The organism is Geodermatophilus sp. SYSU D01176, assembly GCF_054050015.1.
In genome coordinates this window covers 20,631-28,605 of sequence record NZ_JBJGYN010000053.1, presented here as the reverse complement: position 1 = coordinate 28,605, position 7,975 = coordinate 20,631, and the positions used below count along the sequence as shown (strand labels likewise).

The window sequence follows — 7,975 nt, the reverse complement described above, 5'->3', positions numbered from 1 at the left end:
CGGCGCCGGAGTTGCAGAAGAACACCCGCCCGGGCCGGCCGGCCAGCTCCAGCAGCCGCTCGGCCAGCGCCAGCCCGGGCTCGTGCATCGCCAGGTTGGACACGTGCCCGAGGGTGGCCGCCTGGCGGGTGATGGCCTCGACCACCTTCGGGTGGGCGTGGCCGAGGATGGTGGTGGCGATGCCGCCGAGCAGGTCGGTGTACGCCCGCCCGTCGACGTCCCACACGGTGGCGCCCGCGCCGCGGGCCAGCGCCACCGGCGGGGTCTTGTAGTTGTTCATCATCACCGCCGACCAGCGGGCGGCCAGCTCCTCCGTGCGGGTCATGCCGGCTCCTCTCCGGTGGCGGTGCGGGCCGGGACCACCATGGTCCCGGTGCCCTCGGACGTGAACATCTCCAGCAGCAGGGCGTGCGGGGTGCGCCCGTCGACGACGGTCGCCCGCGTCACCCCGCCCTCGACCGCCCGCAGGCAGGCGGCCATCTTCGGCACCATCCCCGAGTCCAGGCTCGGCAGGATCTCCGCGAGCTCGGCGGCGTCGATCTGCTGCACCAGCGAGTCGCGGTGGGGCCAGTCGGCGTAGAGGCCCTCGACGTCGGTGAGGACGACGAGCTTCACCGCGCCCAGCGCCACGGCGACCGCGGCGGCGGCGGTGTCGGCGTTGACGTTGTGCACCACGCCGTCCCGGTCCGGGGCGACGGTGGCGATCACCGGGATGTGCCCGGAGTCCAGGAGTGCGCGCACCGGCGCGGGGTCGACCGCGACCACGTCGCCGACCAGGCCCACGTCGACCGGTTCGCCGTCCACCGTGGCGGGGGTGCGCTCGGCGGTGAACAGGCCACCGTCCTCACCGGACAGGCCCACGGCCAGGGGGCCGTGCTGGTTGATCAGGCCGACCACCTCGGGGGTCACCTGACCGGTGAGCACCATCCGGACGACCTCGATGGTCTCCTCGGTGGTCACCCGCAGGCCGCCGCGGAACTCGCTGGCGATGCCCAGCCGGCCCAGCATCTCGGTGATCTGCGGGCCGCCGCCGTGCACGACGACGGGCAGGATGCCGCAGGTCCGCAGGAAGACCATGTCCTCGGCGAAGGCCCGGCGGCACTCCTCGTCGACCATCGCGTGACCGCCGTACTTGACCACCACGACGTTGCCGTGGAACTCCTTGAGCCACGGCAGCGCCCCGGTCAACACGGCGACCTTGCGGGCGTCACCCTCCGGGTCGTAGGTGCGCATGACCCGGCTGGTGCCGATCCGCTTGCGGACGGCGGGCACCTCCGGCGGCGCCTCGTCGACGCGGACGTCGGGCGGGGTGGGGTCCTGGGCCTCCGGGTCGTGCACGGTGGTCACGTGCGGCTCCGGGTCGGGTGCTGCCTGGTCGCTCATGTGGAGTAGGCCGAGTTCTCGTGCACGTAGGCGATGGACAGGTCGTTGGTCCAGATCGTCGCCTGCTCGGTGCCCGCCTTGAGGTCGACGTCGATGGTGATGGCCCGGCCGGTGAGGTCCACGCCCTCGCGGGGGTCGCCGATCGCGCCGCCGCGGCAGACCGTGACGCCGTTGATGGTGACGTCGACCCGGTCGGGCTCGAAGGCGGCGTCGGTGGTGCCGATCGCGGCCAGCACCCGGCCCCAGTTGGGGTCGTTGCCGAACAGCGCGGTCTTGAGCAGGTTGTTCCGGGCGCAGGCGCGGCCGGCGGTCAGCGCGTCCTCGACGCTCGCCGCGTTCCGGACCGTGATCGCGATGTCCTTGGTGGAGCCCTCGGCGTCGGCCAGCAGCTGCATGGCCAGGTCGGTCGCCGCGGCGGTGAGTGCCTCGGTGACCTCCTCGGCCGACGGCGTGAGGCCGCTGGCGCCGTTGGCCATGACGATCACCGTGTCGTTGGTCGACAGGCAGCCGTCGGAGTCGACCCGCTCGAAGGAGACGCTGGTCGCCTGCTTCAGCGCGGTCTGCAGGGTGGCGGCGTCGACCACCGCGTCGGTGGTGAGGACCACCAGCATCGTCGCCAGGCTGGGCGCGAGCATGCCGGCGCCCTTGGCCATGCCGCCGACGGTCCAGCCGTCGCGCGCCTGCACCGTCGTCTTGGGGACGCTGTCGGTGGTCATGATCGCCCGCGCCGCGTCGGGTCCGCCGTCCTCGCTGAGCGCCTTGACCGCGGCGGTGACGCCGGCGGTGAGCTTGTCCATCGGCAGCCGGACGCCGATGAGCCCGGTGCTCGCCACCGCGACGTCGATGGCGCCGATGCCGAGCTCTGCGGCCGCGTGCTCGGCGGTGGCGTGGGTGTCGGCGAAGCCGTCGGGTCCGGTGCAGGCGTTGGCGCCGCCGGAGTTGAGCACGACCGCCCGCGCCCGCTCGCCGGCCAGCACCTGCCGGCTCCAGAGCACCGGCGCGGCCGGGAAGCGGTTGGTGGTGAAGACGGCCGCGGCGGCGTCGTCCGGTCCGTGGTTGACCACGACCGCGACATCCGGGGCGCCGGAGGACTTCAGCCCGGCGGCCACCCCGGCGGCGGAGAAGCCCTTCGGTGCGGTGGTGCTCACGGCGCGACTCCCACGATCGGCAGGCCGGTGGTCTCGGGCAGGCCCAGGGCGAGGTTGGCGCACTGGAGCGCCGCGCCCCCGGTGCCCTTGGTCAGGTTGTCCACCGCGGCGACCACGACCAGCCGCCCGGCGTCCGGGTCGACCGCGAGCTGCAGGGCGACGGTGTTGGCGCCGAGCACCTGCGCGGTGGTCGGCCACTGCCCCTCGGGCAGCAGGTGCACGAACGGCTCGTCGGCGTAGGCCTTCTCATACGCCGCTCGGGCGGCCGCCTCGTCCGCGCCGGGGGCGAGCTTGGCCGAGCAGGTGGCGAGGATGCCCCGGCTCATCGGCACCAGGGTCGGGGTGAAGCTGACCGTGACGTCCCGGCCCGCGGCCTGGGTGAGGTTCTGCACCATCTCCGGGGTGTGCCGGTGCACCCCGCCCACCCCGTAGGCGCTGACCGAGCCCATCACCTCGCTGCCCAGCAGGTGCGGCTTGGTCGACTTGCCCGCGCCGGAGGTGCCGCTGGCGGCGACCACCACCACCTCCGGCTCCACCAGCCCGGCGGCCAGCGCCGGGGCCAGGGCCAGGGTGACCGAGGTCGGATAGCAGCCCGGCACCGCGATCCGCCGGGCGCTCGCGAGCTTCTCCCGCTGCCCGGGCAGCTCCGGGAGCCCGTAGGGCCAGGTGCCGGCGTGCGTCGAGCCGTACCAGCGCGCCCAGGCGGCCGGGTCGTTGAGCCGGTGGTCGGCGCCGCAGTCGATGACCAGGGTGTCCGCGGGCAGCTGCGCGGCGACCGCGGCGGACTCCCCGTGTGGCAGCGCCAGCACCACCACGTCGTAGCCGGCTAGGTCCTCCGCGCCACTGGGCCGGACCTCCAGGTCGGCGAAGGGCAGCAGGTGCGGCTGCAGCTCCCCCAGCCGTCGTCCGGCGCTTGAGTTGGCGTGCACCCCGGTCAGCCGGAGGTGCGGGTGCCCGGCCAGCAGCCGGCACACCTCTCCCCCGGCGTACCCGGTGGCGCCGGTGACCCCGACCGTCCACGTCTGCCCGTCCATGGTGCATGACCATACACTGCCATGCATGACCCCTCACCCAGGGTGTCCCACTTCGGCGATCTCCGCGGAGATCGCCGGACCCGGGCGGAGCGACTGCCGGCCACCTGTCGGGGACGGTGACGGTGAGCACGCGTGCCGGGAGCGGCGCGCGGGCATGTACCCGCCCGTCAACGGGCGCCGCCCGTACGAGGAGCCCTGACGTGAGCCCGTTCGACCGGATCGTGGTCATCTTCAACCCGCACAGCACCGGCGACGCGCCGCGCTCCGCGGAGGAGCTGCGCGGCGACCTGGTCCGGCGGCTGCCGGCCGTGCCGGTGGAGCTCTGCCCCACCCGGTACGCGGGGCACGCCCGCGACCTGGCGCGGGAGGCGGCCGGCACCGGACGTCCGCTGCTCGTGTCCGTCAGCGGGGACGGCGGCTACAACGAGGTCGTCAACGGCGTCATGGACGCCGGCAGCAGCGAGGCCGTCTGCGCGGTGCACGCGGCGGGGAACGCCAACGACCACCGCCGGGTGACGCGGGAGCGGCCCCTGGCCGACGCCATCGCGGCCGGGGACGTCCGCCGGATCGACCTCCTCCGGCTGACCATCGGCAAGGGACCCGCCGCGCAGACCCGGTACGCGCACTCCTACATCGGCGTCGGCCTCACGCCGGTCGTCGCCGTCGACCTGGAGGAGGGCGGGAAGGGGTCGTGGCGGGAGATCGTGACCGTGGTGCGGTCCTTCTCCCGTTTCCGGCCGTTCCCGATCAGGCTCGAGGACGGCAGGCGGCGCACCATCGACAGCCTCGTGTTCGCCAACATCGACCAGATGGCCAAGTACGCGACGCTCAGCGAGGGCGGCCGCCCCGACGACGGCCGGTTCGAGGTCGTCACGCAGCGGCGCACCGGCAAGCTCCGGGTGCTCGGGACGGTGATCAGGGCGGCGACCCGCGGACTCGGCCCGCAGCCCAGCGCCACCCACTACGCGTTCACGGCGCTCGCCCCCATGCCGCTGCAGCTGGACGGCGAGCTGGTGGAGCTGGAGGCGGACACGCCGGTCGCCGTCGACATCGCACCGCGGGCGCTGGCCACGGTGGTCTGACCGACCGCTGCCGGTCAGGCCAGCGGGTCGGCGTCCCCGTAGGGGCGCAGCCGCAGCTGGCGGGCGGCGTCCTCCGGTGTGGTGGCGCGCAGGACGGCGAGGTCGTCGGCGCCCGCCCGCAGGAACCGCCCGGACCACTGGTCGAGCTCGCCGGCGGCGATGGCGGCCACCAGCTCGACGACGTGCTCCGGCGGCGTCCAGTCGGTGAAGCCCCGCCACATCGGCATGGCGCGGGTCATCGGGGTGTCGACGACGCCCGGCGCGACGTCGAACACCCGCACGTCCAGGCCCTCGAGCGCGCCGGCCAGCGCCTCGGTCATCCGCATCAGACCGGTCTTGGCCACCGAGTAGGCCGAGTACTCCGGACGGGCGCGCAGCCCCATCCCGCTGGCCAGGTCGACGACGCGGCCGCGGTTGCGCAGCACCATCCACGGGACGACGGCGCGGGCGAGCAGGAAGGCGCCGCGGACGTGGCTCTCCACCACCGACCACCACTGGTCGGGGTCGGCCTCCCACAGCGGCTCCTCGGCCGCGTCGATCGCCCCGGCGTTGTTGACCAGCAGGTCGACCGGGCCGAGCTCCTCCCGGACCTGCAGGACGGCCTCGTCGACCGCGGCCCGGTCGGTGACGTCGGCGGGCACGGCCAGGGTGCGGGCGCCGGTGGCGGCGGCGACCTCGTCCATCGCCGCGACCAGCCGCTCGCCGTTCCGCGCCAGGCCGGCCACGGCCATGCCGCGTGCGGCCAGGCCCTCGACGAGGTGCCGGCCGATGCCGGTCGACGCGCCGGTGACCAGCGCGACGGCCCCCTGCAGGGTCCCGCCGCGAGCTCGCGAGTGGTGGGGGGCAGGGGGTCCTTCCTCAGGCACGGAGCTCCGCCTGCCGGGCCTGCTCGACGAACGCCACCACCCGCTGCCGCACCTCGGCCGCCTCCTCGCCGGACAGCGTCCGGTCCGGGGCGCGCAGGGTGAGCGAGTAGGCCAGCGACCGGCGTCCCTCGCCCACCTGCGGCCCGGTGTAGACGTCGAACAGCCGCACCGTCTCGAGCAGCTCGCCCGCGGCCTCGCGGATCGACTCCTCGACCGCCGCGGCCGGCACGCCCTCGTCGAGGACGAAGGCCAGGTCGACGAAGACCGGCGGGAAGCTCGACAGGTGCGGGCCGGTGGCGACCGGCGCCGGCGGGAGCGCGTCGGCGTCCAGTTCCATCACGGCGGTGCGGGCGGGCAGGTCCAGCGCCGCGCAGACCCGCGGGTGCAGCTCGCCGGCGTGCCCGACGACCCGGCCGCCGACCAGCAGCTCCGCGCAGCGGCCGGGGTGCCACGGCGCCCGGTCCCCCGCGCGCACGGTGAGCCGGACCCCGGCGGCCTCGGCGACCCGGTGGGCGGCCTGCACGGCGTCGGCCCAGACCGCCGGCCGGCCCTGGCCCCACCAGCCGCGTGGCTCGCGGTGGCCGGCCAGCGCGACGGCGACGTGCCACGGCTGCTCCGGCACCGCGCCGAGCAGCGCGGCGAGGGTCTCGTCGTCCGGACGACGGTCGACGCCGGGCAGCGGCGCGGGCGCCCGCTCCCCGCCCGGGAAGACCGCGCCGTGCTCGAACAGCGCGACGTCGCGGATGCCGCGGGAGAGGTTGCGGGCCAGGGCGGCCAGCAGGCCCGGCAGCAGCGTCGTCCGCAGCGCCGGCTCCTCCTCCGACAGCGGGTTGCGCACGAGCACGACCTGCCGGCGCGGGTCGTCGGCGTCCAGGCCCAGCGCGTCGAGGGCCGCCGTCCCGACGAACGGGAACGAGGGCGCCTCGACATAGCCGAACTCCGCGAGCGCCCGCCCGACGGCGCGCCGGCGGCGCTGGCGCTCGGTCAGGCCGCGCCCGGGCGGCGCCGTGGGCAGCACCGAGGGGACGTCGTCGTAGCCGGCCAGCCGCACGACCTCCTCGACCAGGTCGGCGGGATCGGTGAGGTCGGGCCGCCAGGACGGCGGGGTGACGGTGAGCGGGTCGTCGCCGTCGACCGTGCAGCCGACCGCGGTCAGCAGCGCGGTGACCCGCGCCGGCGGGTACGGCACGCCGGCGACCCGGCCGGGCCGCGCGGGGTCCAGCGCGATCGTCGGGCGGGGCCCACGGGTGTCGACGTCCACCGGCGAGCCGACGACGCGCGCGCCGCCGTACTCGGCCAGCAGCGCGACGGCGCGGGTCAGCGCGGCCACGGTCATCTCCGGGTCGACGCCGCGCTCGAAGCGCTTGGCCGCCTCGCTGGGCAGCCGGTGCCGGCGGGCGGTGCGCGCCACCCCGGTCGGCTCCCAGTGCGCCGCCTCCAGCAGCACGTTCGACGTCCCGTCGCCGATCTCGGTCGACGCGCCGCCCATGACCGCGGCCAGCCCGATCGGGCCGGAGTCGTCGGTGATCAGCAGGTCATCCGACGAGAGCGCGCGGTCGGCGCCGTCCAGGGTGGTCAGCCGCTCGCCCTCGCGCGCCCGGCGGACGACGATCGGCCCGCGGACCCGGTCGCGGTCGAAGGCGTGCATCGGCTGGCCGAGCTCGAGCATCACGTAGTTGGTGACGTCGACGGCCAGCGAGATGCTGCGGACGCCGGACTGCGCGAGGCGCCGGCGCATCCACCACGGGGTCGGCGCGGTCGGGTCCAGGCCCTCCAGCGCGATCATGGAGAAGCGGTCGCAGCGGTCGGCGTCCTCGACGGCGACCGACCAGGCCGGCTCGCCGGACCAGGGAGGCGGATCGAGCGCGCCGGGGTCGCGCCACGGCACGCCGAGGCCGGTGCCCATCTCCCGGGCGAGACCGCGCATGGACAGGCAGTAGCCGCGGTCGGGGGTGATGGCCAGCTCGATGACGACGTCGTCCAGGCCGACCACCGGGCCGGCCGGGGTGCCCGGGGCCGGGGCGTCGTCGCCCAGCACCAGGATCCCGGCGTGGTCCTCGCCGACGCCGAGCTCGCGGACCGAGCAGATCATCCCGTCGGAGACGCGGTCGTAGGTCGTCCGCGCGGCGATCGCGAAGCCGCCGGGCAGCACGGCGCCGGGCAGCGCCACGACCACGGCGTCGCCGACGGCGAAGTTGGTGGCGCCGCAGACGATGCCCCGGGGCTCGGCCTCGCCGACGTCCACCTGGCACCAGCGGATCGGCTTCTTGAAGCCGGTCAGCTCCTCGATCTCCAGCACCCGGCCGACCACGAGCGGCCCGGTGACCTCCGCGGGCCGGTGGACCTCCTCGACCTCCAGGCCCAGCCGCACGAAGGCGGTGTCGAGGTCCTCGACGGGGGTGCCGGCGGGGACGTCGACGTGCTCGGCCAGCCAGCCGATGGGGACCCTCACTGTGCTCCTC

At 75.5% G+C, this 7,975-nt stretch carries 7 protein-coding genes; 1 reads left to right on the top strand and 6 read right to left on the bottom strand.

Annotation, left to right across the window (positions count from 1 at the left end):
• The 4 genes from ACI78Z_RS21195 to argC all read right to left on the bottom strand — a co-directional run.
• A partial coding sequence (locus tag ACI78Z_RS21195) for an aminotransferase class III-fold pyridoxal phosphate-dependent enzyme (RefSeq protein ID WP_457038505.1) occupies positions 1–325 on the bottom strand: 325 nt, incomplete at its 3' end.
• The gene (gene argB / locus ACI78Z_RS21190; protein ID WP_457038504.1) at positions 322–1,383 is read right to left on the bottom strand and encodes an acetylglutamate kinase; all 1,062 of its coding nucleotides are present in this window, start codon (positions 1,381–1,383) and stop codon (positions 322–324) included. The genes argB and ACI78Z_RS21195, both read right to left, overlap by 4 nt.
• Complete coding sequence (gene argJ / locus ACI78Z_RS21185) at positions 1,380–2,531, bottom strand: bifunctional glutamate N-acetyltransferase/amino-acid acetyltransferase ArgJ (RefSeq protein WP_457038503.1); 1,152 nt, start codon at positions 2,529–2,531, stop codon at positions 1,380–1,382. The genes argB and argJ overlap by 4 nt, the downstream gene beginning before the upstream one ends.
• Positions 2,528–3,565 carry an N-acetyl-gamma-glutamyl-phosphate reductase gene (gene argC, locus ACI78Z_RS21180; protein WP_457038502.1) on the bottom strand — a complete coding sequence of 346 codons (1,038 nt, stop codon included), beginning with the start codon at positions 3,563–3,565 and terminating at the stop codon, positions 2,528–2,530. Before argC ends, argJ begins: the two co-directional genes overlap by 4 nt.
• A 200-nt stretch (positions 3,566–3,765) precedes the next feature.
• Between argC and ACI78Z_RS21175 the strand changes: the two genes are divergently transcribed.
• Positions 3,766–4,647, top strand: coding sequence for a diacylglycerol/lipid kinase family protein (locus ACI78Z_RS21175; RefSeq protein ID WP_457038501.1), 882 nt, complete (start codon positions 3,766–3,768; stop codon positions 4,645–4,647).
• 14 nt (positions 4,648–4,661) lie between these two features.
• Here ACI78Z_RS21175 and ACI78Z_RS21170 read toward each other — a convergent pair whose 3' ends face one another.
• The gene (locus ACI78Z_RS21170) at positions 4,662–5,513 is read right to left on the bottom strand and encodes an SDR family NAD(P)-dependent oxidoreductase (RefSeq protein ID WP_457038500.1); all 852 of its coding nucleotides are present in this window, start codon (positions 5,511–5,513) and stop codon (positions 4,662–4,664) included.
• Complete coding sequence (gene pheT / locus ACI78Z_RS21165) at positions 5,506–7,965, bottom strand: phenylalanine--tRNA ligase subunit beta (protein ID WP_457038499.1); 2,460 nt, start codon at positions 7,963–7,965, stop codon at positions 5,506–5,508. Before pheT ends, ACI78Z_RS21170 begins: the two co-directional genes overlap by 8 nt.
• Positions 7,966–7,975: the final 10 nt, after the last annotated feature.